General features: G+C 37.2%; 24 protein-coding genes. 14 read left to right on the top strand and 10 right to left on the bottom strand.

The window, feature by feature from the left end; genetic code table 11:
* The first annotated feature begins 103 nt into the window (after window positions 1-103).
* From map to ABD682_RS09095, 3 genes are read left to right on the top strand one after another with little or no spacing between them, the layout of a single operon-like run.
* Window positions 104-922: a type I methionyl aminopeptidase gene (gene map / locus ABD682_RS09105; RefSeq protein WP_344740935.1), complete on the top strand. Its 819-nt coding sequence runs from the start codon at window positions 104-106 to the stop codon at window positions 920-922.
* Between the two features lie 3 nt (window positions 923-925).
* A complete protein-coding gene (locus ABD682_RS09100) occupies window positions 926-1,243 on the top strand; it encodes a cupin domain-containing protein (RefSeq protein WP_344740934.1) in 318 nt (105 codons plus the stop codon).
* A 5-nt stretch (window positions 1,244-1,248) separates the two neighbouring features.
* The gene (locus ABD682_RS09095) at window positions 1,249-2,013 is read left to right on the top strand and encodes a class I SAM-dependent methyltransferase (protein ID WP_344740933.1); all 765 of its coding nucleotides are present in this window, start codon (window positions 1,249-1,251) and stop codon (window positions 2,011-2,013) included.
* Window positions 2,014-2,018: 5 nt separating this feature from the next.
* Here ABD682_RS09095 and ABD682_RS09090 read toward each other — a convergent pair whose 3' ends face one another.
* On the bottom strand, window positions 2,019-2,999 hold the full coding sequence (locus ABD682_RS09090; protein ID WP_344740932.1) for an FAD:protein FMN transferase: 981 nt from the start codon (window positions 2,997-2,999) through the stop codon (window positions 2,019-2,021).
* Entirely contained in the window at window positions 3,000-3,377 is a 378-nt protein-coding gene (locus tag ABD682_RS09085; protein WP_344740931.1) for a Na(+)-translocating NADH-quinone reductase subunit F, read from the bottom strand.
* 75 nt (window positions 3,378-3,452) lie between these two features.
* On the opposite strand from ABD682_RS09085, the gene ABD682_RS09080 reads away from it, so the two are divergent.
* From ABD682_RS09080 to ABD682_RS09065, 4 genes are all read left to right on the top strand, one after another.
* Window positions 3,453-4,892: an SLC13 family permease gene (locus ABD682_RS09080; RefSeq protein WP_344740930.1), complete on the top strand. Its 1,440-nt coding sequence runs from the start codon at window positions 3,453-3,455 to the stop codon at window positions 4,890-4,892.
* A gap of 153 nt (window positions 4,893-5,045) precedes the next feature.
* Window positions 5,046-5,381: a hypothetical protein gene (locus tag ABD682_RS09075; protein ID WP_344740929.1), complete on the top strand. Its 336-nt coding sequence runs from the start codon at window positions 5,046-5,048 to the stop codon at window positions 5,379-5,381.
* Window positions 5,382-6,012: 631 nt separating this feature from the next.
* Window positions 6,013-6,465 (top strand): Na(+)-translocating NADH-quinone reductase subunit F, encoded by a 453-nt coding sequence (locus ABD682_RS09070; protein WP_344740928.1) that lies wholly within the window; start codon window positions 6,013-6,015, stop codon window positions 6,463-6,465.
* A 169-nt stretch (window positions 6,466-6,634) separates the two neighbouring features.
* A complete protein-coding gene (locus tag ABD682_RS09065) occupies window positions 6,635-7,225 on the top strand; it encodes a diheme cytochrome c-553 (RefSeq protein WP_344740926.1) in 591 nt (196 codons plus the stop codon).
* Between the two features lie 67 nt (window positions 7,226-7,292).
* Here ABD682_RS09065 and nqrF read toward each other — a convergent pair whose 3' ends face one another.
* Genes nqrF through ABD682_RS09035 form a run of 6 tightly spaced genes read right to left on the bottom strand, consistent with a single transcriptional unit; the run spans window position 7,293 to window position 13,455 of the window.
* Window positions 7,293-8,603: an NADH:ubiquinone reductase (Na(+)-transporting) subunit F gene (nqrF, locus tag ABD682_RS09060; protein ID WP_344741615.1), complete on the bottom strand. Its 1,311-nt coding sequence runs from the start codon at window positions 8,601-8,603 to the stop codon at window positions 7,293-7,295.
* Between the two features lie 7 nt (window positions 8,604-8,610).
* Complete coding sequence (gene nqrE / locus ABD682_RS09055) at window positions 8,611-9,369, bottom strand: NADH:ubiquinone reductase (Na(+)-transporting) subunit E (RefSeq protein WP_344740925.1); 759 nt, start codon at window positions 9,367-9,369, stop codon at window positions 8,611-8,613.
* Between the two features lie 52 nt (window positions 9,370-9,421).
* Window positions 9,422-10,066, bottom strand: coding sequence for an NADH:ubiquinone reductase (Na(+)-transporting) subunit D (locus ABD682_RS09050; protein ID WP_344740924.1), 645 nt, complete (start codon window positions 10,064-10,066; stop codon window positions 9,422-9,424).
* Window positions 10,067-10,069: 3 nt separating this feature from the next.
* Window positions 10,070-10,840: a Na(+)-translocating NADH-quinone reductase subunit C gene (locus tag ABD682_RS09045; RefSeq protein WP_344740923.1), complete on the bottom strand. Its 771-nt coding sequence runs from the start codon at window positions 10,838-10,840 to the stop codon at window positions 10,070-10,072.
* Between the two features lie 2 nt (window positions 10,841-10,842).
* Window positions 10,843-12,066 carry an NADH:ubiquinone reductase (Na(+)-transporting) subunit B gene (locus tag ABD682_RS09040; RefSeq protein WP_344740922.1) on the bottom strand — a complete coding sequence of 408 codons (1,224 nt, stop codon included), beginning with the start codon at window positions 12,064-12,066 and terminating at the stop codon, window positions 10,843-10,845.
* 33 nt (window positions 12,067-12,099) lie between these two features.
* Complete coding sequence (locus tag ABD682_RS09035) at window positions 12,100-13,455, bottom strand: Na(+)-translocating NADH-quinone reductase subunit A (protein ID WP_344740921.1); 1,356 nt, start codon at window positions 13,453-13,455, stop codon at window positions 12,100-12,102.
* 163 nt (window positions 13,456-13,618) lie between these two features.
* On the opposite strand from ABD682_RS09035, the gene ABD682_RS09030 reads away from it, so the two are divergent.
* Together ABD682_RS09030 and apaG are read left to right on the top strand one after the other, a co-directional pair.
* Complete coding sequence (locus ABD682_RS09030) at window positions 13,619-14,866, top strand: type IX secretion system plug protein (protein ID WP_344740920.1); 1,248 nt, start codon at window positions 13,619-13,621, stop codon at window positions 14,864-14,866.
* Window positions 14,867-14,975: 109 nt separating this feature from the next.
* A complete protein-coding gene (gene apaG, locus ABD682_RS09025; protein WP_344740919.1) occupies window positions 14,976-15,362 on the top strand; it encodes a Co2+/Mg2+ efflux protein ApaG in 387 nt (128 codons plus the stop codon).
* Window positions 15,363-15,470: 108 nt separating this feature from the next.
* Here the strand turns inward: apaG and ABD682_RS09020 are convergent, their stop codons facing one another.
* The gene (locus ABD682_RS09020; protein WP_344740918.1) at window positions 15,471-16,181 is read right to left on the bottom strand and encodes an NRDE family protein; all 711 of its coding nucleotides are present in this window, start codon (window positions 16,179-16,181) and stop codon (window positions 15,471-15,473) included.
* 148 nt (window positions 16,182-16,329) lie between these two features.
* Here ABD682_RS09020 and pruA point away from each other — a divergent pair, with 148 nt between their 5' ends.
* Together pruA and ABD682_RS09010 are read left to right on the top strand one after the other, a co-directional pair.
* The gene (gene pruA / locus ABD682_RS09015; protein WP_344740916.1) at window positions 16,330-17,958 is read left to right on the top strand and encodes an L-glutamate gamma-semialdehyde dehydrogenase; all 1,629 of its coding nucleotides are present in this window, start codon (window positions 16,330-16,332) and stop codon (window positions 17,956-17,958) included.
* 128 nt (window positions 17,959-18,086) lie between these two features.
* The gene (locus ABD682_RS09010; protein WP_344740914.1) at window positions 18,087-19,073 is read left to right on the top strand and encodes a tetratricopeptide repeat protein; all 987 of its coding nucleotides are present in this window, start codon (window positions 18,087-18,089) and stop codon (window positions 19,071-19,073) included.
* Here ABD682_RS09010 and rsmG read toward each other — a convergent pair.
* A complete protein-coding gene (rsmG, locus tag ABD682_RS09005; protein WP_344740913.1) occupies window positions 19,070-19,699 on the bottom strand; it encodes a 16S rRNA (guanine(527)-N(7))-methyltransferase RsmG in 630 nt (209 codons plus the stop codon). The genes ABD682_RS09010 and rsmG overlap by 4 nt on opposite strands.
* A gap of 140 nt (window positions 19,700-19,839) precedes the next feature.
* Between rsmG and ABD682_RS09000 the strand changes: the two genes are divergently transcribed.
* The 3 genes from ABD682_RS09000 to ABD682_RS08990 all read left to right on the top strand — a co-directional run bounded on the left by ABD682_RS09000 (window position 19,840) and on the right by ABD682_RS08990 (window position 25,014).
* Window positions 19,840-20,940, top strand: coding sequence for a fatty acid desaturase family protein (locus ABD682_RS09000; RefSeq protein WP_344740912.1), 1,101 nt, complete (start codon window positions 19,840-19,842; stop codon window positions 20,938-20,940).
* 19 nt (window positions 20,941-20,959) lie between these two features.
* Window positions 20,960-22,144 (top strand): pyridoxal phosphate-dependent aminotransferase, encoded by a 1,185-nt coding sequence (locus ABD682_RS08995; RefSeq protein ID WP_344740911.1) that lies wholly within the window; start codon window positions 20,960-20,962, stop codon window positions 22,142-22,144.
* A 179-nt stretch (window positions 22,145-22,323) separates the two neighbouring features.
* Window positions 22,324-25,014, top strand: a complete 2,691-nt coding sequence (locus ABD682_RS08990) for a T9SS type B sorting domain-containing protein (protein WP_344740910.1) — start codon at window positions 22,324-22,326, stop codon at window positions 25,012-25,014.
* The last annotated feature ends 8 nt before the right edge of the window (window positions 25,015-25,022 follow it).

Raw genomic sequence — 25,022 nt, 5'->3', positions numbered from 1 at the left:
ACAAAATTATTGATACAATCTATGAAAAAAACTGTCAAAAGTCATAAATCCATAAATATTTGAAGTTTTATTTTAAGTATCTTTGCACATATTTTGATGTATTATGATTCATGTAAAAACAAGAGAAGAAATTGAGTTAATGCGCGAGAGTGCTCTGATTGTATCCAAAACTTTAGGAGAGGTAGCTAAGGCCATCAAGCCTGGTGTTTCAACTTTGGAATTGGATAAAATTGCTGAAGAATTTATACGTGATCACGGTGCTGAACCCGGTTTTTTAGGACTTTACGATTTTCCAAATTCCTTATGCATGAGTCCCAACGCTCAGGTAGTTCACGGCATTCCTAATAAAGAACCTTTGAAAGAGGGCGATATTATTTCCGTTGACTGTGGTGCTTTGAAAAATGGTTTTTACGGAGACCATGCCTATACTTTTGCTGTAGGTGACATAGATCCGGAGACTGAAAAATTACTCCAGATCACAAAAGAATCCTTGTATGTAGGCATTCGTGAATTCAAAAAAAATAATCGCGTTGGTGATGTTGGCTACGCTATCCAAAAATATTGCGAAGACCATGGTTATGGTGTGGTTCGTGAATTGGTTGGTCATGGTTTAGGAAAGAAAATGCATGAAGATCCTGAGATGCCAAATTATGGAAAACGCGGTCGTGGTAAGAAATTTATCGAAGGTATGGTGGTAGCCATTGAACCGATGATCAATTTAGGAACCCATAGAATACAACAACATAGAGACGGTTGGACCATTACAACGTTAGACAATAAACCAAGTGCGCATTTTGAACATGATGTGGCATTAGTTGATGGTAAGCCCGAATTACTTTCAACCTTTGCCTATATTTACGAGGCTTTAGGCATTGAAAGTGACGAAGAAAATGAATTTCGTAAAGAGGCGCTTGTTCTTTAATTTATGAACTACAACATAAAAAATATTCCATCAAAAGAACTTGCTAAAGGCATTTCAGGACGTTATATCCATACCGATCATAATACTATCGGTTTTATTACGGTTGAAAAAGGAGCCATTCTACCGGAGCATTCACATATTCATGAACAAATTACTCAAATGGTTTCCGGAAAATTCGAAATGACTATAGATGGCGTTACTCAAATTTTAGAAGCCGGTAGCGTTTGTGTGATTCCTTCAAATGTAACTCATAGCGCCGTGGCGCTGAGTGATTGCGAAATTATCGACACCTTTTATCCTGTTCGGGAAGACTATAAATAGCGATTTTGAAATCTGTTTTTAAGTTCATACTAAATCGTATTCCAAGACCTGTTCTGATCAGGTTAAGCTATGCGGCAAGACCTGTTTTAGCGTTTATTTTAAAAGGAAAAAAATATACCGATCCTATTGATGGAAAACAATTTAAATCCTTGTTACCCTATGGTTATGGCAAGCAGCGCCCGAATGCCCTTTCCCCTTCTACGCTGAGTTTAGAGCGGCATCGTCTCCTTTGGTTGTATCTAAAAAATGAAACTGATTTTTTTACTTCTCCAAAAAAGGTATTGCATTTTGCACCGGAACAGGCCTTTTACAAACGCTTTAGAAAACTTAAAAATCTCGATTATACCACTACTGATTTGAATTCGCCTTTGGCGGATGTAAAAGCTGATATCTGCGATCTTCCATTTGAGAACAACCAGTTCGATGTTATTTTATGCAACCATGTTTTGGAGCATATTCCTGATGATACTCAGGCCATGAAAGAGCTTTATCGCGTTCTGAAGCCCGGAGGCATGGCCATTCTTCAAATACCACAAGACCTAAGTAGAGAGCAAACGTTTGAAGATAATAGCATTACCGATAAAAAGGAGCGCGCTAAAATTTTTGGCCAATATGATCATGTTCGCGTTTATGGAAAAGATTATTTCGATAAACTTCGTCACATAGGTTTTAAAGTAGATCCGGTGGATTATACCAAAACATTAACGCCGAAACAGGTAAAATCTTACTGCCTCGCTAATGGCGAAATTATTCCTGTTTGTTTTAAATAGTCTTATTACTCCGGGAAACCGTTTAGAGATTTTGTTTCCATTTTCTGCTCATTATTTTCATAAATGAAAAACACCTTCAACTCAGGATGTGTTTTTAGAAATTCTGTAACATTTTCTACTCCCATAGCTTGAAATGCCGTAGCATAGGCATCCGCAGTCATACAATCAGGAGCAATTACAGACACACTAAGAATATGGGTTTTGGTTGGATAACCTGTTTTCGTATCGATAATATGTGCATAACGATTACCGTTGTCGTCGATCTTGAATTTTCGATATGTTCCAGAGGTCGCTATGGCTTCATCCTTTAAAACAATAACTTTCGAATAGCTCTGAGACCCGTCAAAATTAGGGTCGTCAATACCAATGGTCCAACCCGAATGCCGTTCTAAATTTGTGCCTGAAACCCGCATATCGCCGCCAATATCAACTAAATAATTATGAATATTCTTAGATTCAAGAAAATTACTGATAACATCGATTCCATAACCTTTAGCGATCGCGTTAAATTCTAGATAAGTTGAAGACGGTTTTTCAATAATATGTCCTTTTCGTTTCACCTTATCAAAGCCTACAAATTGCATGAGGCTATCAATGGTTGTACTATCTGTTAAAAATTTATTGGTTTCTGCACCAAAATTCCATGCATTCACGATGTTTCCAATCGTTGGATCAAAAACACCTTTGGTATTTTCATAAATTTCCTTGGATGCCTTGAAAACATTTACGAAATGATCATCAACTGAATCAAGTTCGTTTCTGTTCAATTTTGAAATATCAGAATTCGGCTGATAAGTTGATAGAGACCCATTAATCACATCAAACAAACTATCGATCTCTTCAATATAATTAGTCTCATGAGGTGCGTAATATTGGATATTATAGGCAGTACCAAAAACAGGGCCTCGAAGTTTTACATTTTTGGGTTCCTTTTCACAAGAAAGGAAAGCCATTAATAAAATTATAAGAATGGTAATCTTTTTCATTTAATTCAAATTAGTTTCTAATACTTGCAAACCGTGGTATTCAATCAAAAAATCTTCATTTAAATAAACCGGTAAATTTTCACCTTCAGGATTACCCAAACCAACCCCCGCATATAATACTTTCGCATTCTTTTCTCGGGCATGTTTTTTAAAAGATTCCATCCAAACTACATCATAATTGTTTGGATTATTGGGTAATAAAACCGCTCGTACAATAACAAAAAAATAGTTGCTTTTTTTATCTATACACACAAATTGCGGATGCTTTTTAAGCTGACTATTAACCGCAATAAACTCAAACCCACGCTGTTCTAAATCCTTTCCAACGTGGTTCATAGCCAAGTTATGTAGTTCCTGCTTTGAAAGTGCTTTTCGCATGTTGCAAAATTAATACTATTATCAATGGCAATAAAATTTTGATTACATTTAAATATTAAATAACCAACTTCATTAATGGTGCATCATCCATACTCTAAGCAAACAGGTCTTTTTTTAGGTCCATTACTGTTTTTAATTGTTCAATTTTTACCTTTTGAAATTCTTTCCGCCCAGGCTACAACCGTAATAGCTACAGCCCTTTGGATGGTTTGTTGGTGGATTACTGAAGCCGTTTCCATTTCTGTAACAGCGCTATTACCATTGGTATTATTTCCGCTTTTTAAAGTGATGCCAATAGGTGATGTTGGCGCCAATTATGGAAGTCCCATTGTGTTTTTATTCTTTGGTGGATTTGTACTCGCCCTGGCTTTAGAGAAAGTGAATTTACATAAACGTATTGCTTTGAATATTATTAATAAAACCGGTACCAGCCCAAATCGTGTGGTGTTAGGTTTTATGATTGCCACAGGTTTTATGAGCATGTGGATTAGTAATACAGCGAGTACGGTAGTGATGCTTCCTATTGCCATGTCGGTCATTAAATTATTAATAAACGACGCTGATGGCTTTACTAAGGCAGACAAAAATTTTGCTTTGAGTGTCATGCTGGGTATCGCCTTTTCTGCAAATGCCGGCGGAATTGCCACCATTATTGGTACACCACCAAATTCTGTTCTTATTGGTTTATTGGAAAATGAATACAATATTCAAATTTCATTCTTAAAATGGATGATTATTGGTTTACCCATCACCATCGTTCTTATCAGTGTCATTTATTTTGTTTTAGTGAAGTGGATGTTCCCGAATAACGGCATAACATTTACAGCAGATCATGATGTGATTAAAGATGAACTACAAAAATTAGGTAAAACCACGCCGCATGAAAAACAAGTACTAATCACCTTTGGAATAATAGTATTTTTATGGGTCTTTCGAAGTTTGATCAATACGTTGATTCCGAGTTTAGATTTATCAGATACCATGATCAGCATCATTGGTGCTTTGGCTTTATTCGCTATCCCACACCATCTTAAACGTGGGGATTTTATACTGAAATGGCGTGATACCGAAAAATTATCCTGGGGTATCCTTATATTATTTGGAGGTGGTTTGGCATTGGCCAATGGCATGTCGGAAAGCGGCATAGTTGATGCTGTAGCCAATGCCATAGCCGAAAGTCAGATCAGTATTTTTGTTATGACTGCATTATTGATCACTTTGATGCTATTCATGACCGAGCTAATGAGCAACGTTGCATTAACAGCCGTTTTGGCTCCTGTAGTCGCCGGAATTGCTTTGGGCTTGAATATTCCAATACTTTATCTTTTAATTCCGGTTACCATCGCCAGTAGTTGTGCTTTTATGTTACCCATGGCAACACCCCCAAACGCCATAGTATTTGCGAGCGGCTACGTGAAAGTGAATCAAATGGCCAGAGTGGGTATCATTTTGAATTTGTTTTCCATACTATTTTTAATGCTGGTATTTAAATTCTTTATTCCCTTTGTTTTTTAAAAAATAAAACTTGTAAATTTAGTACCGCTATGGGTTTGATTTTAAGCCTATATAGCAACCTGCCCTCTTCATCTACCTCATAAATATTGAGATTTTCCCTGAGAAGATTAGAAGTTAAATTACTAGAACAAAAACAACATAAATCAATAATATATGAAATCCGATATTAATTCCTGGAGTAAAAAAGAATTAGAAACCTATATTTTTTTAATGTGCGCAAATGCAGATGACGTAGAAATGGCGGAAGAGCTCAACTTGATCAAATCCAGAGTAAACATAAAATCTTTTGAAAAGATCTATCGGGAATTCAAGAATGATTCGGAAGATGAACGTTTTGAAAAAATAGAAGCAGGAATAGACCAACATCATTATTCACATATGGAGCTTATGGAATTACAAAAAGTGATGCAACAAATTTTTATGAGAGATTCTAAATTAACCATGATGGAAGCCAACTTAAAAAAGATTCTAAACAACATGCTGTATTAATTTTTAGGAGATTCAATCCTTCCATTCAGACTTCCTTAATTTAAACCAAACATGAATAGAATCTTCAGTCCGGTACGTAAAACCTTATTTAAATCAGGGAAATTTACAGGGTAATTATCTTATGCTATAGGCGAAATTATACTGGTAGGTTTAGGAATGCTACATGTACACAGAAGGATCATTATGGAATGTGAACAAAAAATCCAATCGTTACAATATCTTTTTGGTGAAAGACCTTGGAAAAGAATATTACCTTGAATTTTGTTTTAGGGCGTAAAAAAGCGCCATCCAAATCTGCATTGAGAAGTATCGCAGACCTAATGAATGGCGCCCAACCACCAAAATTATTTTTGTTACTCGAAAATCCTTTAGAACTTTATGGTTGAATACTAACTTGTATCGAAGATAGATGTATTACTAACTGCGATAATTATTTTTTTGCGGAAATCAGCACTTTTCAAACAGTGACAAAAAAAAAGTATCGACAAACAGCATGTTTTTACCATTTTTTAATTTTTTTTCTAAATATTGAAAAAACCAGGACTTGGTAAGGTGTTTGTGTTTTGCAAAAAAACCGAATTGCCTAGGATAGTTTTCTGTTTTTTAATAATTTTAAAAAAAGAATTTTGTTATGACTACTATTCCTAATCGATTACAAACTGCTTTAGAGAATTTGTACAATGCTTTCCACAATGGGAATTTAAATCCGGAATGTTGTAAACAATGCGCTGTAGGTAATATTTTGGGTCAGACTGATTCCTGGAAACACCTTTCTGACGATCACGGATCTCTAAAACTGAACTACCTTGGGATGGTACATCAAAATTTAGGTCGAAAGTTTAATGGGTATTCGCCTCTGGAACTTTTACAGATCGAAGCTACTTTCTTAAAAGCTTGTGGCTTTCAGGTTCCACTTCACCACAAAAACAAAAAACCAAATAATCCAACGGATAAAGCAGTATTGTTCGAGGGCCTTTCTGCTGTAATAGAACTCCTTTGCCAACTGGACAATGTTCCGAACGTTATGGATTACAAAAAATTATTTGAGGTTGAAATTGATGAACCCAAATGTGTATTGGTTTAAACCTGATACATTCCGAATTTTCTTGAACAAACCGTTTCCCATTCTTATCGGTTTGTAGTGCATTAAGTATTTTTTTAAATAACGGAAATTTTTCCATCTTCTTTTATAAAAAACCTTGAGATTTATTTCTTAAATTAGAGTGTAAATTAACAACAAACCAGCTAATCTTATGACAACAAACCACCTCCTCATGGTAGCAGGTTGCTGCCTTGTTTTATCTGCATGTAATTCAAAAGATAAAAAAGAAAACATTTCGGAATATGAATCCGTAGACACTGAAATGACTGTCGAGGATCCCGTATCACGTGGCGAACACCTTGTGAATTCGATAGGATGCCATGATTGCCACACCCCTAAAAAATTTACTGAAAACGGAATGGAACTTGATTTTGATCGATTACTTTCCGGTTACCCGGCCGATGAAGTTTTACCTGAGTATGACCCTAACACGGCCAAGTCTTATATTTTGTTCAATATGGGACTAACTTCTGCCACCGGTCCGTGGGGAACCTCCTTTGCCGGAAACTTAACACCTGATGATTCAGGTATTGGTACGTGGTCTGAAGAGCAGTTTTTACGGGCTATTAAAAAGGGCCTGTATAAAGGTTTGGAAGGTAGCAGACCATTGTTACCCCCAATGCCCTGGCAATCATACAAAAATTTACCGGACGACGATCTCAAAGCTATTTTTGCATATTTAAAAAGTATAAAGCCGATAGAGAATGTTGTTCCCTCCCCGCTTCTTCCTAAAATGTCTTAGAATAAAAGGTTAAGCATAAAAAAAACCAACGCATGGCGTTGGTTTTTTATTTATTATAATTGAAGAATTAACCTCCAAAGTCATCAAATCTGATATGTTCATCAGGGATTCCGAAATCTTCTCCCATTTTCTGAACGGCTTTGTTCATTAAAGGTGGCCCACAGAAATATAATTCTATATCTTCAGGAGCATCATGATGATTTAAGTAGTTATCAATCACACAGTTGTGAATAAACCCTACAAACCCATCGCCTTCTTCATCGTTAATATCTTTCTTTACTTTCCAGTTATCTTCTTCTAAAGGCTCAGATAAAGCCATGTAGAATTTAAAATTAGGAAAATCCTTTTCTAATGATTTAAAGTGATCGATATAGAACAGTTCACGTTTAGAACGTCCGCCATACCAATAACTCACTTTACGTCCCGTTTTTACAGTTTTAAAGAGGTGATATAAATGCGAACGCATTGGTGCCATACCTGCACCACCACCTACATAAAGCATTTCACTTTCAGATTCATTAATAAAGAATTCACCGTAAGGACCTGAAATAGTTACTTTATCACCTGGTTTTTGTGCAAATATGAAAGATGATGCAACACCTGGATTTACATCCATCCATCCGTTTTTGTTACGATCCCATGGTGGGGTAGCTATACGAACGTTCAGCATGATCTCACGCCCTTCAGCAGGGTAAGAAGCCATAGAGTATGCACGTTCTACAACTTCATCATTTTTCATAACCAATGGCCATAAATTGAATTTATCCCATTCTTCCTGAAACTTGTCTGGTTTCTCATGTTCTTCAGGATGCGCTGTTATGTCGATATCTTTATATTTTATCTCACAAGGCGGAATTTCAATTTGAATATAACCACCAGCTTTGTAATTCATATCTTCAGGAATTTCAACTACAAATTCCTTAATAAATGAAGCTACGTTATAATTTCGAACAACTGTGGCTTCCCACTTTTTAATACCAAATACCTCTTCAGGAATGGTAATATCCATATCCTGTTTTACTTTAACCTGACATGCTAAACGAGCGCCTTCTTTTAATTCTTTTCTGGAGAAATGCGGTGTTTCCGTTGGAAGTGCTTCACCTCCACCTTTTAGAACGTGACATTCACATTGAATACAAGTTCCACCCCCGCCACAGGCAGATGGTAAGAATATTTTTTTACCACCTAAGGTTGAAAGTAATGATCCTCCGGAGCCCACTTCAATTTCTTTTTCACCATTAATGGTGATCTTTACAGGTCCTGAGGGTGATAATTTTTCTTTTACTACCAGTAATAGTGCTACCAACAGCAGGGTAATTACTAAAAACACCGATACTGTGGCTATTACTGTTCCTAATGTTTCCGAGGCTAAAATAATCATCTTATTAGTTTACATTTATGTTGTTTGCAATCTCTTTTTTATTTTTTACGTCGCCTTTTTTTGCATCCTCTTTTACGACATTATCAGTTTTAGGCATTGTTTCAACCTGAGCTGTTTTTTCTTCTTTTTTCTCAGCAGCATCGTCACTTCCTGTAAGCATTCCACCGAAACTCATAAATCCAATCGCCATTAACCCAGTAATGATAAATGTAATACCAAGACCTCTTAAAGCAGGTGGAACGTTTGAATATCTGATCTTTTCGCGAATAGCTGCAATAGCTAAAATGGCCAGGAACCAACCAATCCCGGAAGCAACACCATAATTTAAAGCTAAGCCCAAGGTTGGAATTTCTCTGGACTGCATAAATAAAGATCCCCCAAGGATCGCACAGTTTACCGCAATAAGTGGTAAAAAGATTCCCAGAGAGTTATATAATGAAGGTGAAAATTTTTCTACTACTATTTCCACGAGTTGCACCATAGTTGCGATCGTGGCAATAAACATGATGAATGACAAGAAACTCAGATCGTAACTTGCGTATTCCTCACCTAACCATTTTAAAGCACCGGGTTGTAATAAATATTGATCTAATAACCAGTTTAAAGGCACCGTAATTGCCAATACAAAGATTACAGCGGCACCTAAACCAATGGCAGTACTCACTTTTTTCGATACAGCCAGAAACGAACACATTCCAAGGAAGGTGGCGAATACCATGTTATCGATAAAAATAGATTTGAAAAATAACTCTATATGTTCCATGTTCATTTAATATTTAGTGTTGTGTCATAACTCAAATGACTCACAACTTTATTTAATCTTCTATAAGGTCTTTATTTCTGCTACGTTGTACCCAAATGATGATACCCAATACAATCAATGCCATGGGCGATAACAACATAAATCCGTTGTTTTCGTATCCAAAGGCGTATAATCCCGTTTTACTGATGGGGTCACCAAGTACAGGAATTCCTAATAAAGTACCTGATCCTAAAAGTTCTCTGAAGAACGCCACTATGATCAAAATAATCCCATAACCGGCTGCGTTTCCAATACCATCTAGAAAGGATCTCCAGGGACCATTACCCAATGCGAAAGCTTCAAAACGTCCCATGATGATACAGTTTGTAATAATCAAACCAACGAAAACCGAAAGCGTTTTACTGAGTTGATAAGCAAAAGCTTTAAGAATAAGGTTCACGATAATTACCAAAGCGGCAACCACAACGAGTTGCACAATAATTCTGATCTTGGAGGGAATTACATTTCGCATTAAGGAAATAACCACGTTACCCACACTCAAAACAGCCATTACTGAGATCGCCATTACAATAGCCGCTTTTAACTCGGCAGTAATCGCTAAAGCAGAACAAATACCTAATACCTGGATCGTGATCGGGTTATTATCCGCTAATGGATCTGTAATTAATTTTGCGTCTTTTTTTGATAAAAGTCCCATATTCTATTGATTTTCTAATTTTTTGAAATAAGGAATGTAAAGCTTCAAATCGTTCTTGATCATGGCTGTGATACCATTACTGGTAATCGTTGCACCGGAAAGCGCATCCACCTTATTATCTTTTTTATCTTCGTTATTTGGATCGCCATTACCTTTTACGACATTGATCCCTACAAAATCACCTTCATTATTTTTAAGGTTTTCACCTGTGAAATCATCCATGAAAAAACGTTTGTTCATGTTCGCTCCCAACCCGGGTGTTTCACCGGCATGATCAAAGTAAGCGCCTTCAACTACCATATCTTTATCCATGGCGACATAAGCCCAAATGGCATCCCATAATCCTTTTCCTCGAATAGGAGCGATGTAGAAAGTTCGTCCATCTTTTTCACCTATAAATAAAGGTAACTTACGAACACCTCCGTTTTTTGCGATTTCTTTTTGTTTTTTAACGTCAATTAGATAAGCCTGATCATCATCTTCAACCTTTAATCCATCAGGACCATTGGTTATAACAACTTGTTCTTTGATATACTTATTAAATAAGCCGGGTGCTTCTTTGGTAGAAACGAATTCAGCATTACTATCGCCTTCAACGTTCTGATTAATACCCATGGCATATAATATGTTTTGTTGCTTTTCTAAACGCTCATTTTCGGTAATGGTTGGCTCGAGTGATTTTGCAGCAAAGGCTAGCAAAGCACCAACAACGAACACCATAACAATAGCGAAAATTACGGTATAAGAATTTTTTTCTGTTCTACTCTCTCCCATGATTACGCAGTTTTAACTTTTAAACGTTTCATTCTTTTCTTAATATTCGCCTGGATCACATAATGGTCGATCGTTGGAGCAAATACGTTCATCAATAATATGGCTAGGAATACGCCTTCCGGATAAGCCGGATTGAATACCCGGATCATGATCGACATAAACCCGATAAGGAAGCCATAAATCCATTTACCCCTATTCGTTTGCGAGGCCGTAACAGGATCGGTAGCCATATAAACAGCTCCGAACAAAATACTACCAATGATAAGATGTTGCCAGAATGGAACACTCATTAATCCATAGAATTTACTGCTTTCTGTTATGATTCCTGCATCTACAATGCTATTAAAAATGAGACCCATACTTAGCGCTCCTATCACTGTAGAAAGCATGATACGCCAGCTTCCAATCTTGGTAAAGATCAGGAACAAGCCTCCAATGATGATTAAAAATTTTGAAGTTTCCCCCACAGAACCCGGTATCAAGCCCCAGAACATATCCCAGGTACTGTAGATAATTGAATCTTTCTGAGCGAAGGCCCCTAAAATAGTTTCACCAGAAATGGCATCAAGATTCTGACCGGCAGCAATGGCTTGATCGCGCGCCACAGCACCATGAACCCAAACTTTATCTCCAGACATCCAGGTTGGATAAGCAAAGAATAGAAAAGCTCTGATGGTAAGGGCAGGATTGAGAATATTCATTCCGGTTCCTCCAAAAACCTCTTTACCTATAATAACACCAAAGATCACTGCTATGGCTAACATCCAAAGTGGAATATCAACCGGAACAATCAATGGCACCAACATACCTGTTACCAAGTAACCCTCTTCAACTTCGTGTCCTTTGATAACGGCAAAAATAAATTCTACAGCCAAACCAACACCATAAGAAACAATTACCAACGGTAGAATGTTCCAGAATCCAACCATAAAATTATCTAAGGTCCAAAAGGACGCACTTAAAAATCCATGTGTAGCCTGAATTTCTCCCAAGGCACGATAATGCTGATATCCGGCGTTGAACATCCCGAAGATCAAACAAGGGATCAAGGCCATAATCACGGTATTCATTGTACGCTTAAGGTCGTCAGCAGCTTTAATATGAGTGCCGCCGTGTGTTACCTCATTAGGCGTGTATAAAAAGGTATGTAAGGCATTGAAGGCCGGAGCCATCTTTTTACCTTGATACTTTTCTTTAAGTTTATGTAAGTTTTGTTTTAAACCCATGTTATCATGTTTTTATTTCTCGTAGCTTGTTTTTTAACCAATTTCTTTAATCATCAGATCCAAACCTTCGCGGATGATTTTTTGATGTGGTTGTTTGGAAATACAAATAAACTCTGTTAATGCAAAATCCTCAGGAGCCACCTCATACATACCTAAAGCTTCCATCTCATCAAGGTCTTGATACATACAAGCTTTTAAAATTTGCATTGGATAAATATCTAAAGGAAAAACCTCTTCGTAATTTCCTGTTACCACAAAGGCACGATGCTCTCCATTAGTGTTTGTATCAAGAGCGTACTTTTTATTAGGTTGCAACCAGGAAAAGGTTAATGCTCTTGTTGTAGATACTTTATCGAAAACAGGTTTATTCCAACCGAACAATTCATAATCATCGCCTTCAGGGATAATGGTAATAAGATTACTGTAATATCCTAAGAAACCATCAGGTTTCACCTCACGACCGGTAAGCACATTTCCAGAGATCACACGCACGTGATTCTCCTTGGCAATACCTTTATCATATATAATCGTCGCAACTTCACTACACATTTTTGTTTTGAAATAGCGAGGTTTTTCAACCGCCGATCCTGCCAAAGCAACAATGCGTTCCGGATTGAATTTTCCCGTTAATAACAATTCACCAATAATGATGAGGTCTTGGGCATTTACAGTCCAAACAATTTCGCCTTTATTAATGGGATCCACTTTGTTTATCAAAGTACCTACATTCCCTGAAGGATGTGGTCCTGAAACGCGGTGCGTTTTAACACCATTCAGACTTGTTAAAGGCGAACTTGAATTTTTTCCAACAGAAACATGAACATCACCATCAGTTAATTTTCCTAAAGCCGTAACAGCTGCCTGTAACTCGGCTTCCTTACCTGTTAGCGTAAAATCTAAATCGGCTGCTAAGGGCGCACTGGCATAACCAGAGATAAATATACCCTTTGGGGTATTATTAGGTTTAGCAATAACATCATAAGGACGCTGCTTGATAAATGGCCAGCATCCTGAAGCTAATAGGTGTGCTTTAATTTTCTCCGCATCTGAAGATTCCAAATCAAACTTACCATGATCTACTGCATCCTGGGTTTTGTTCGCCTGGATCTTGATAGACATAATACGTCTTCTGGCACCGCGCTCAACCTCAACAACCTCACCGGCTACCGGCGACACAAATTTCATGTCTTCGTTGTCTTTGTTGTAAAAAACAGTTTCACCTGCTTTTAGTTTTGCACCTTCTTTTGCTATGAGTTTTGGAATAATTCCATGGAAGTCTTCAGGTCGTATCGAGTAAAAGTTGCTCACCACTGCAGTTTCAATGGTTTTTTCAGCTTCACCCTTAAGTTTAATGTCTAGACCTTTTTTAATTCGAATGTCGTTTGACATATGTCTTAATTGAAATTAGTTATCAAAAAAATCGGTGCAAAAATACGAATTAATAATAATAAATGTTTTAAAAGTGGATAACTTTTTTATTTATAATCATTATAAACAATACGACATATCTTAAGGTATGAAATTTGATTATATTTGTTCATAACCCTAGCAAATGACTCATAAATTACTTATTTATTGCACCCTGTTACTTTCATGTTTCAGCATGGCTCAGGTTCAGGAACTTAACCCTCCCGAGACCATTAAATCCATTACCTTTAAAAGCAAGAGCAATCCGCTTGGCGAATTACCAATCTTGAAACTAGGGGAAGCCTTCGATCTGGAGTTTGACGCTTTGGTTTCCCACGAACCGGATTTCTATTATACCATTGAACATTTCAATTACGACTGGACCCCTTCCGTGCTCGTAAAAACTGAATTTCTTCGCGGTGTAGATAATCAACGCATCCAAAATTACCGCAATTCCTTCAATACCTATGAATTGTATTCCCACTATAAATTAAGCATCCCAAATGCACAAACACAAGGCCTGAAAGTTTCCGGGAATTATCTGATCAGCATTTACGATAGTTCCGGTGAAAAGATTTTTTCAAGAAAATTTATGGTCTATCAAAATTTGGTAACACCCGGTATCAGTATTAAACGTTCCAGAAATGTAAAAACAATTGAAACCACACAAACGGTAGATATAGAGGTGTCCGGTGGCAACAAGATCAACAACCCAAAACAAACCATTAATACGCTTATCATTCAAAATAGCAACCTGAATACAGCCATAACAAATGTAAAACCGCAGTATACCATTGGTAATAAACTTATTTATCGATATACAGATAAAACGGCCTTCCCCGGAGGCAATGAATATTTATTTTTTGAAACCAAAGACGTGCGCTCGGCTTCACAAGGCGTGCAGTTCATCGAACTTGAAGATATTTACAATTCCTTCCTTTTTGTAAACCGCTCCCGAGCCCTGTTGCCTTACACCTATAATCCGGACATTAACGGGCGCTTTTTTATTACCGCTCTGGATACCGACAACCCTGAAGTGGAAGCCGATTATACCATGGTGCATTTTGCTTTAAATTATCCGGAGTTAACTGATGGCTCAAAAATATACGTGTATGGCAATTACAACAATTACGCCCTAGATGATTACAATCAAATGCTTTACAACCCGGAAACACGCCGATACGAAACCCAGTTCAAACTCAAACAAGGTTTTTATAATTACAAATATGTGGTTGTAACAGCCGATGGAAAATTAAACGAAGGCCAAATAAGCGGTAATTTTTGGCAAACCGAAAATGATTATAAAGTGCTTATTTACTATCGGGATTTGGGCGGTCGTTACGATCGGATCATCGGATTTAACCAAACCTCCTCTACCCACATCTCGAATTAAAACTACCATTTAGCTAAAAATTGCATCAAATTCGTTAAAATACATCACAAAACCACCAAGATTTATTACTTTTACCTCCGTAAACACATGGTTTATTTACAGTTAATACATGGTTCAACAAATAACAAGTGGTATAAAAATTTCGGTAGAGACAACCTTCGAGGGGTCGTTCTATAAAAATTACAAGATCCAATACGCCTTTGGCTATACCGTAACTATCGAAAATCAAAGCAAAGATTCTGTGCAGCTCAATGCACGCCACTGGGAAATTATGGATGCCCTAAATAATGTCGAGATCGTTACCGGCGAAGGCGTTATTGGCAAAAAACCCGTATTAAAACCCGGTGAATCTCATACCTACACGTCCGGTTGTTTGCTCGGGTCGCCATTTGGCGCTATGCACGGTCACTACGATATGATAAATTTCACCACTACCAAAAAATTTCAGGTTACCATTCCTACCTTCAAGTTAAGCGCACCATTCGCTATTAATTAGGGCGTTCCCCTGCGGGTCGTGCTTTCCGCTAAATCTTTTTTATCGTACCTCAAAAAAGGATACCGCTACAATCACTAACGCACTTTTCAATAAAATTTAAACCTATTTTTAAGATAATTGTAACCGCTGCTCCGTTATAACATCCTGTTGAAGGCTTTCAAAATGCATAAAAACATCAGAACCCTTTTTTTCAAGCTGCGTAATACTCGTAGTTTTCACAAATCCACGATCCATAATTACACCATAATCTTCAGTTTCTGCGCCGGCCGTTTTATGAAATTCAAGCACAGATTTTGCATCTAATTTAGAATTTGCTTTAAAATCATCAAACCATTCCTGCCGTTCCGATTTCATCTTGGGAGTGTACAACGGACTTGAAGACCAAATTTTAGATTCCATCGGTAGATCTGTAATGTATCTTTCATTTCCATCCCACACCAATTCCACACAACGCAACAAGATATTCCAATCTACCAAAATAGCAGTGAAAGGTTCAATATCGTGTAGATCATAATCCTTTAAAGTAGCATCCAAATGTTCAGCAAATAAAAGATCCAGGGCAATCAGCCCTCTGCTTTTGCGATATTCCGCTTTGCGTTCGTGTTTCTCAAAAGCGCCATTAAGCACACATACCAACCTACTTCGTTCACTTACCCCGATCCAGGTTCCACCGGAGCGCAAATCTTTTGGATATAAACCCGTTACCCCATGTCGACTGTAAAAATCCGGTGCTCCGGATGCCCTGCGCGGGTCTTCATCACGATTTGAGGTCAGGATAAAATCTAAATTATTTTTAGGAATAAAAGTTACAGTACACATATGATTTTTAGTCTTTAAGCTCAAAATAAACTTACAAAAACAGAATAAACTTTAACGTGCTTTTAAGGGTAAATCCATTCGACTAATCACTTTAAAATTCATAGATTTGTAAATTAATTAAAATTAGAAACGAAAAAACAAAAAAATTATGGGAAAAGGCTTTTTTAATGTGCCGATTGCAGTTAACGAACCTGTAAAATCCTATGCACCGGGATCACCGGAACGCGCCGAGGTTTTAGAGGCTTACAAAACAATGTTCAACAGCCAGGTGGAAGTTCCTTTACATATTAATGGTAAAGATGTAACCACAGGAAATACACGAACGATGTCGCCACCTCATGATCATAAGCATATTGTTGGAACCTATCATGTTGCCGATAAATCGCATGTTGAAGAAGCTATAGCCACAGCATTAGAAGCCCGTAAAACCTGGAGCTTAATGCCATGGGAACAACGTGCCGGGATTTTCTTAAAGGCCGCAGAACTGATTGCAGGTCCGTATCGCGCTAAAATAAATGCAGCAACCATGATCGGGCAGTCTAAAAATATTCACCAGGCAGAGATCGATTCAGCTTGTGAGTTGGTAGACTTTTTGCGTTTTAATGTACAATACATGCAGGAGATCTATGAAGAGCAACCTGAAAGCACAAGTGCCGCATGGAACCGTATCGAATATCGCCCATTGGAAGGTTTTACCTATGCTGTAACACCGTTCAACTTTACAGCTATTGCGGGTAATTTACCGTCTTGTATGGCCTTAATGGGTAACGTTGTGGTTTGGAAACCAAGTGATAGCCAGGTGTATTCTGCGAAAGTCATTATGGATGTCTTTAAAGAAGCCGGTGTTCCTGAAGGTGTTATCAACATGGTGATGGGCGATCCGGCTATGATTACCGGGGTTATCCTGAGCAGCCCTGATTTTTCAGGCTTGCATTTCACCGGATCAACAACAGTTTTCAAGAATTTATGGAAGCAAATCGGAAATAATATTCATAATTACAAAACGTACCCACGCATCGTTGGGGAAACCGGTGGAAAAGATTTTATTGTAGCACACAAAACTGCCAATGCTAAACAAGTAGCAACAGCTATTGCCCGTGGTGCTTTCGAATTCCAGGGTCAAAAATGTAGTGCTGCTTCTCGAGCTTACATTGCAAAATCTATTTGGCCGGATGTTAAAAAGTTTGTTATTGAAGATGTGAAATCCTTCAAAATGGGATCACCGGAAGATATGAGTAACTTCATCACCGCTGTAATCCATGAAGGCGCTTTTGATAAATTAGCAGGATATATCGATCAAGCTAAAAAAGATGATGATGCCGAAATTATTGTTGGTGGAAATTACGATAAGAGTAAAGGTTATTTTATAGATCCAACCATTATCGTTACCACAAATCCGCAGTACAAAACGATGTATACAGAGTTATTCGGACCTATCATAACCATTTACATTTATGAAGATGATGCATACTCTGAAACCTTAAAACTTGTTGACCAAACCAGTGAATACGGTTTAACCGGTGCTATTTTAGCAACAGACAGATACGCCATTACAGAAGCGACTCAAGCCTTACAAAATAGTGCAGGTAACTTCTACATTAATGATAAACCAACAGGTGCCGTTGTTGGGCAACAACCTTTTGGTGGTGCCCGAAATTCAGGTACAAACGATAAAGCAGGTAGTGCGCAAAACTTATTGCGCTGGGTGTCTCCAAGAATGGTAAAAGAAACCTTTGTAACTCCTACAGATTATCGTTATCCGTTTTTAGGAGAATAAAATAAAACAGCTGTTTTTGAAATAAAAAACCACCTTTTAAAGGTGGTTTTTTTCATATAAACCTCTGGTTTTATCGTATTTTTAATGGCATATTTTTTGTACATCATAAAAAAATTATTCTAACTTTAATGACACAACCACTTAGTTCCCCAATACATATGAATTGGAAAAAATTAATGCTTTGTTTATGCCTGATTACAGGTATGTCAGTTTTCGGACAGGCTAAAAAATTGATGCGTCAGGCAGATCGAGCTGACAATGTCGATACCAAAATAGAATTATATTCTCAGGCTCTTGAATTAGAACCTGAAAATTTAGACGCTTTGTTCTATAGAGCTTTGGCTAAAACTGAGCAGGGTGATATTTCCGGAGCTATCGTAGATTATTCCAAAATAATTCTGATCAAACCAGATCCTGACACCTATTTTAATCGAGGTAATTTACGATACAGTTTAAAGGAATTTGAAGGCGCTAAAGAAGACTACCAAAAAGCCTATGAACTCGATCCCGGTTTTGTGGATGCCCTATTCAGTTTGGCCTGCGTGAAATTTGACCTGGGAGACTATCAGGAAGCCATAAAAGATTACACAAAAGTAATTGAATTAAACTCCTATTATCCTAAGGTCTATACCCTGAGAGCTTCGGCTTATGAGGCTTTGGAAGACTATAAAAAGGCCATTGAAGATTACACCGTAGCCGTATTTGTTTTTGGTACTCCCGAAGCCTACATGAACAGAGGACAACTATTTTTAGGCATTAACTATTACAAGGAAGCCTACATTGATTTTAACAAAGCCATTAGTTTGGATAAAAATAATCCGTTTGGCTACTTTTACCGCGGCACCGCTGCGCTGATGCTTGGAGGTTTTGATGACGCTGCCGGTGATTTTCAAAAGGCACTGAGTTTCGATCCTAATGATTTCGACGCCTTATTGGGTTTATCCTTAGCGTATCTCCGATTGGGAAATACGAATTTAGCAAAACTTAACTTTGAAAAAGCTAAAGAGGTTCTCGGCATTTCCACAGATGATCCTGAAGCTTATGCAAGCACCTTTTGGTACCAAAATCAATATTACTTTTTTGTAAATAAACTACGGGAATTACAAGGACTTTAACCCCTGGACTTTAGCGGTAAATGCACCACTTTTTTGGTTTCAAAGAAGGGTTCATTAAAAAAAGAACTTAACTCGTAAACCTTAGCGGTTTCATAGGTTTGGAGTTCTTCACTGAGATCACCGCCCTTAAGGTATAAGATACCATTTTTGAGATTGTTATTCTGATTTTTAGCTATTTTACCTTTTACCCAATGCACAAAAGTAGGCATGTAAGCCACTGCTCTACTCACAATAAAATCATATTGCCCCTCGATATCTTCCACACGACTATGGGTGGTTTTAACATTACAGAGACCTAAACCGGCAACCACCTCATCCACTACTTTAAGTTTTTTAGCAATACTATCTACCAGATGAAAATTACAATCTGGAAACAAAATAGCCAGGGGAATTCCGGGAAATCCGCCACCGGTTCCAACATCTAAAATACGAGTCCCAGCTTTAAACTCAATAACCTTAGCAATGCCAAGAGAATGTAAAACATGACGTAAATACAATTCATCAATATCCTTTCGTGATACGACATTGATCTTCAGATTCCAGTCTTGATATAAGTCCTCTAAAGCCTTGAATTGCTTGATTTGTTCGTCAGTTAGATTAGGAAAATATTTTAGAATTAGGTCCATTCCTGTTAAATTTTCAACAAAAATATAGTTTTTAAATACATTATTTTACATCAAAACGTTATTAGTTCACTTGGTTTATATTTATATTTGCCATAGATATGATATACCAACCATCTAAATATCACATTTAATTTAATAGCATGACAAAACAAACAGTTTCATTTTCAAGAACAGATTCTGCTAAATTTTTTAGAACCCTGAATAAACGTGTGAATTCCTACTTCAAGGAAAATCAAATAAAACGTACCGGTAATTGGAAACTTTGGCTTAAAACCATCGTAATGTTCTCCATTTTCTTAACACCTTATTTTTTAATTTTAACTTTAGAGATCCCCGGCTGGGCGCAACTTTTGCTTACCATAGTTATGGGCATCGGAATGGCAGGTGTTGGCATGAATGTAATGCATGATGGGAACCACGGTTCATTCTCAAATAAAGAATGGATAAACCGATTAATGGGAAGTAGTATTTACATTTTGGCAGGAAATGTATACAACTGGAAAGTACAACACAACGTACTTCACCACACTTATACCAACATTCACGGCCATGATGAAGACCTTGATGCCGGACGTATTTTACGATTTACAGATCATTCCGAGTGGAAATGGTATCATAAATTTCAACACTACTACTCCATTTTACTCTACGGATTATTAACAATTAATTGGGCCATCACTACTGATTTCCAACAAATGAGACGTTACATGAAGCGTAAACTCTCTTATGGAAAATTTCCAAATCCTGTTTGGAACTGGAGTAAATTAGTGATCTCAAAAATTATTTATCTCAGCGTATGGATCCTTATTCCAATCCTGTTTTTAGATCTTGCCTGGTGGAAAATCCTTTTAGGCTTTTTTATAATGCATTACACCGCCGGATTAATCCTAAGTGTTGTATTTCAATTAGCCCATGTTATGGAAGATGCTGAAATGCCTTTACCGGAAAAAGATGGTACCATGAAAAATACCTGGGCGGTACATCAATTGCATACAACCATTAATTTTGGCACAAAAAATAGAATTGTAAATTGGTTTACAGGTGGTCTTAATCATCAGGTTGAACACCATATATTCCCACACATTAGCCACATTCACTACAACAAAATATCAAAAATTGTCCGTGAAACAGCTAAAGAGTTCAATCTACCTTACAACGAATATAAAACAACACGTAAAGCTATTATTGCCCATTTTAAACACTTAAGAGAAATGGGTATGAAACCGGCTTTGCAAGTTTAAATTGATGACTTTTAACTAAATGAATTTACTCTCAGAACGCATTTTAAATATGGCTACATCGGCGACTCTAGCGATGGCGGCCAAGGCTCGAGAACTCAGAGGAGAAGGCAAAGACATTATCGGACTAAGTTTGGGTGAACCCGACTTTAATACCCCGGATTACATAAAAGATGCCGCTATTGAAGCCATTAACGAGAATTACAATTCATATTCCCCGGTTGACGGTTATGGCGAGTTAAAAGAAGCCATAATCACGAAATTCAAACGGGATAATAATCTGAACTACACGCCAAATCAAATTGTGGTATCTACAGGCGCAAAACAAAGTTTGGCCAATATTGCCGGGGTGATGCTCAATCCCGGTGACGAGGTTATTCTACCATGCCCCTATTGGGTTAGTTATGCGGATATTGTAAAATTATTTGAAGGTACTCCGGTTGAAGTTCAAACGAGTATTGATAATGATTTTAAAATGACCCCGGAGCAGCTCGAAGCTGCCATTACCCCTAAAACAAAAATGATCTGGTATAGCTCTCCCTGTAATCCAAGTGGATCAATTTACAGTGAGGCAGAACTTCGTGCTTTAGCCGATGTTTTAGTAAAACACCCAAATATATACGTTGTTTCCGATGAAATTTACGAACATATCAATTATGTTGGCGGTCATGCAAGTATGGCGCAATTCGATGATATGTACGATAGAACGATTACCGTAAATGGTGTATCCAAAGCTTTTGCGATGACGGGTTGGCGTATTGGTTATATAGGCGGACCTGAAAAAATAGCAAGAGCCTGCAATAAACTCCAGGGACAAATTACCAGTGGGGCTAATTGTATCGCCCAACGTGCTACAATTACAGCTTTAATAGAGCCACCATCTCGTGTGCAATATATGGTCGATCAGTTTAAAGCGCGTCGTGATCTTATTTTAGATCTTTTAAACGATATCGAAGGATTTAAATCTAATACTCCGGAGGGTGCCTTTTATGTTTTCCCGAACGTTTCTTATTATTTTGGAAAAATACTTCGAGGAAAAACTATAAATAATGCCACAGACTTTTCGTTATATCTTTTAGAAGAAGCCTTAGTGGCTACCGTAACAGGTGAAGCCTTTGGAAACCCGGATTGCATTCGCATTTCCTACGCAGCATCCAAAGAACAAATTGTGGAGGCCTTAAAACGAATTAAGGCTGCTTTAAGTTAGACTGAAGAAACTTATAATTTAAAAAAGTTACCGTTAACGCGGTAACTTTTTTATTTACAACAATTTATAATTTGAATTCTAAAATACCACTTATCAAGTTTATTGATTGATCGTCCAATATTAAATAGTTTTCAATATTTTAATATTATTTTCACCAAAAAAAACGCTAAGTTCAATTTATGTTCATAAAACGATTACTAATAATTATTTCGTTTTTTACCTCTTCTATTGTTTTATCACAAAATGAAACGATCAATTGGTATTTTGGCGATTACGCCGGATTGAATTTTAGCGCTTTAAACCCTAGAGTTACCGTTTTAAATAATGGGGCTATGTCTACTCCAGCCGGGTGCTCCTCCATCTCAGACGACCAGGGGAATCTTTTATTTTACACGAACGGCCAAACAGTTTGGAATAAAAATCACGAAATTATGGATAAAGGCGACAATCTAGCTGCCGATATAAATAATTCTCAAACCTCGATCATTATTCCAAAACCGAACGATCCCAACACCTATTATATTTTTTTAACCAGAGAAAATAGTGCCACGAATCCTTTGGTAACATCAGGACTTTTCTATTCAGAAGTTACATTTTCCAATCAGTTTCCACTGGGTTCACTAACCATAAAAAACAGACGCCTTTTAAACACAACCACAGAAAGACTCACAGCGATACATGATATTGCAACGGAATCTATTAAGGTTATAACGTTTGGAAGTGAAAACAGCTCTGGAGACCCTCGAGACACCTTTTTCATCTATACCGTAGATAGCAACGGTGTAAATAACATTCCCGTAAAATCCAAGGTAACCCCAATAAAATCATCGAAAGGCGCTATGAAAATCTCCCCTGATGGAACAAAAATAGCCCTGGCAAATTATGATGGTGCCCAAATTATATTATACAACTTTAATATAGCCAATACTTCAATTACAGAAGATAGAATCGTTAGCCCTAATATTCCTTTTGTTGAAGTTTATCCATACGGTGTAGAATTTTCTGCAGATTCCAGAATTCTCTATTTTACCGGACACATTTCATCCAGTAGTTATTTATATAAATACCACATGTTTAGCAATGATCCACTTAATGAAAGGATTATTATTGCATCGTCTTCAGATTACTTTTTCGGAGATCTGCAACTGGCAGTAGATAACAAAATCTATGTGGCTAATTTTGATCCAAAAAACCCTCAATTATCAGCAGATTATTTAGGAGTAATCGAGGAACCTGAAAATGAATTTGAGGACTCAAAATTTGTTTATCAATCTGTAAATTTGAGTCCCAACGGATCTTTTAAAGGTTTACCTATTTTTATCAGTTCCTATTTTCAAAATAGAATTATTGCTGAGAATACTTGTGTGGGTGATCCTACCCCTTTTGAAACCGAATCGTATATGCCGGTAGATGCCATATCCTGGGATTTTGGTGACAATGCAACTTCAACGGACCTTATGCCTTCTCACGCCTTTAATTCAAGTGGAAATTACGTAGTTAAAGCCACCATAATGTATAATGGCAAACCCTATTACCTGGAAAAGAACATTAAGGTTTATGAAAATCCAATTATTGATCCCGGCGAGACATTAACGCAGTGCGGCACGAATTTGAATGATGACTCATTTTTTAATCTAACGGATATTTCGACCAAAATCAAAAATTATAAAAAAGATTACACCTATTTCTTTTACCATACCCTAAGCGATGCGCAGGATAATTCGAACATCATTCAGAACCCGGAAGCTTATCAAAATGACGGCACAACTGAAGAGCTTTTTGCCAGAATTGTAACCGTGGAAGGCTGTGATACCATTACTAATTTTTTTCTTGAAACCCTAAACGGAAATGTTATAGAAGAAACGCCCATTTATACCTGCGACGAATCCGACGCTATTCCTAATAATGGGATTGGGAGTTTCGATATGGCTACAAAAGAACTTGAGATCAGAGCGAGTCAAAACCTGCCGAGCAGTACAAAAGTTATTTTTTATCCAAGTCAAAAAGACGCGCAAACAAAAACTAACACCTTACCCTTATTTTATAAATCGGTTTCTACGGAACTTTGGTTTCGCATTGAAAATCAAAATAATGATTGTGCCGGAATAGGGCGTTTTGAGGCCACGGTAAATTCCGGTTTAACCCTAAATGTTGAAGAAAGCTACACATTATGTTATTCGAATGCCTCCTCAGGAATTAATTTAAATGGAGGAGCTACAAATGAAGCCTGGGAATGGCGCGATGAAAATGACAACATTATTTCTACAGCACAAAATATTTCATTAGCTAACCCAGGAAAATATTCTGTAAGTGTTTTAAAAACGGAGAATAATCTGGTTTGCAGTAGAACCGTAAAATTTATTATTAAAGAACCACCGATTCTTGTTTTTCAGGAACTAAAAGTAGAAAACAACCAGGTTATTATTGCCGTAAATGGCAGAAGTACTTACCAATATTCTTTGGATGGCACGACCTATGTAGGATCGGGGAAAACACATATTTTTCAGCAGGTAGAACCTGGTTTATACACGGTTTATGTAAGGGATATTTACAACTGCGAAGCACCTATTTCTAAAAATATAGCATTTGTTGGTTACCCGAGATACTTCACTCCAAATAATGATGGTATCAATGACATTTGGAAAGTGAAAGGTATTTCTTATGAATTCTATAACGGTGCTGAAATATTTATTTACGACAGGTTTGGAAAGCTTTTACATCGCATGGATTTAATTTCTAACCCCATGGGCTGGGATGGTACTTTTAAAGGAAAGAAACTGGAAACAAATGACTACTGGTTTAAAGTAATATTAACGGATAAAGAAGATCATCAAATAGTTACCATGGATCACTTTACTCTGAAAAACTAAAGTTATTA

This window comes from Gaetbulibacter aestuarii (assembly GCF_039537665.1).
Taxonomy (GTDB): Bacteria; Bacteroidota; Bacteroidia; order Flavobacteriales; family Flavobacteriaceae; genus Gaetbulibacter_A; species Gaetbulibacter_A aestuarii.
The sequence above is the reverse complement of the archived record's forward strand: the minus strand, read 5'-3'. Positions and strand labels throughout refer to the sequence as shown.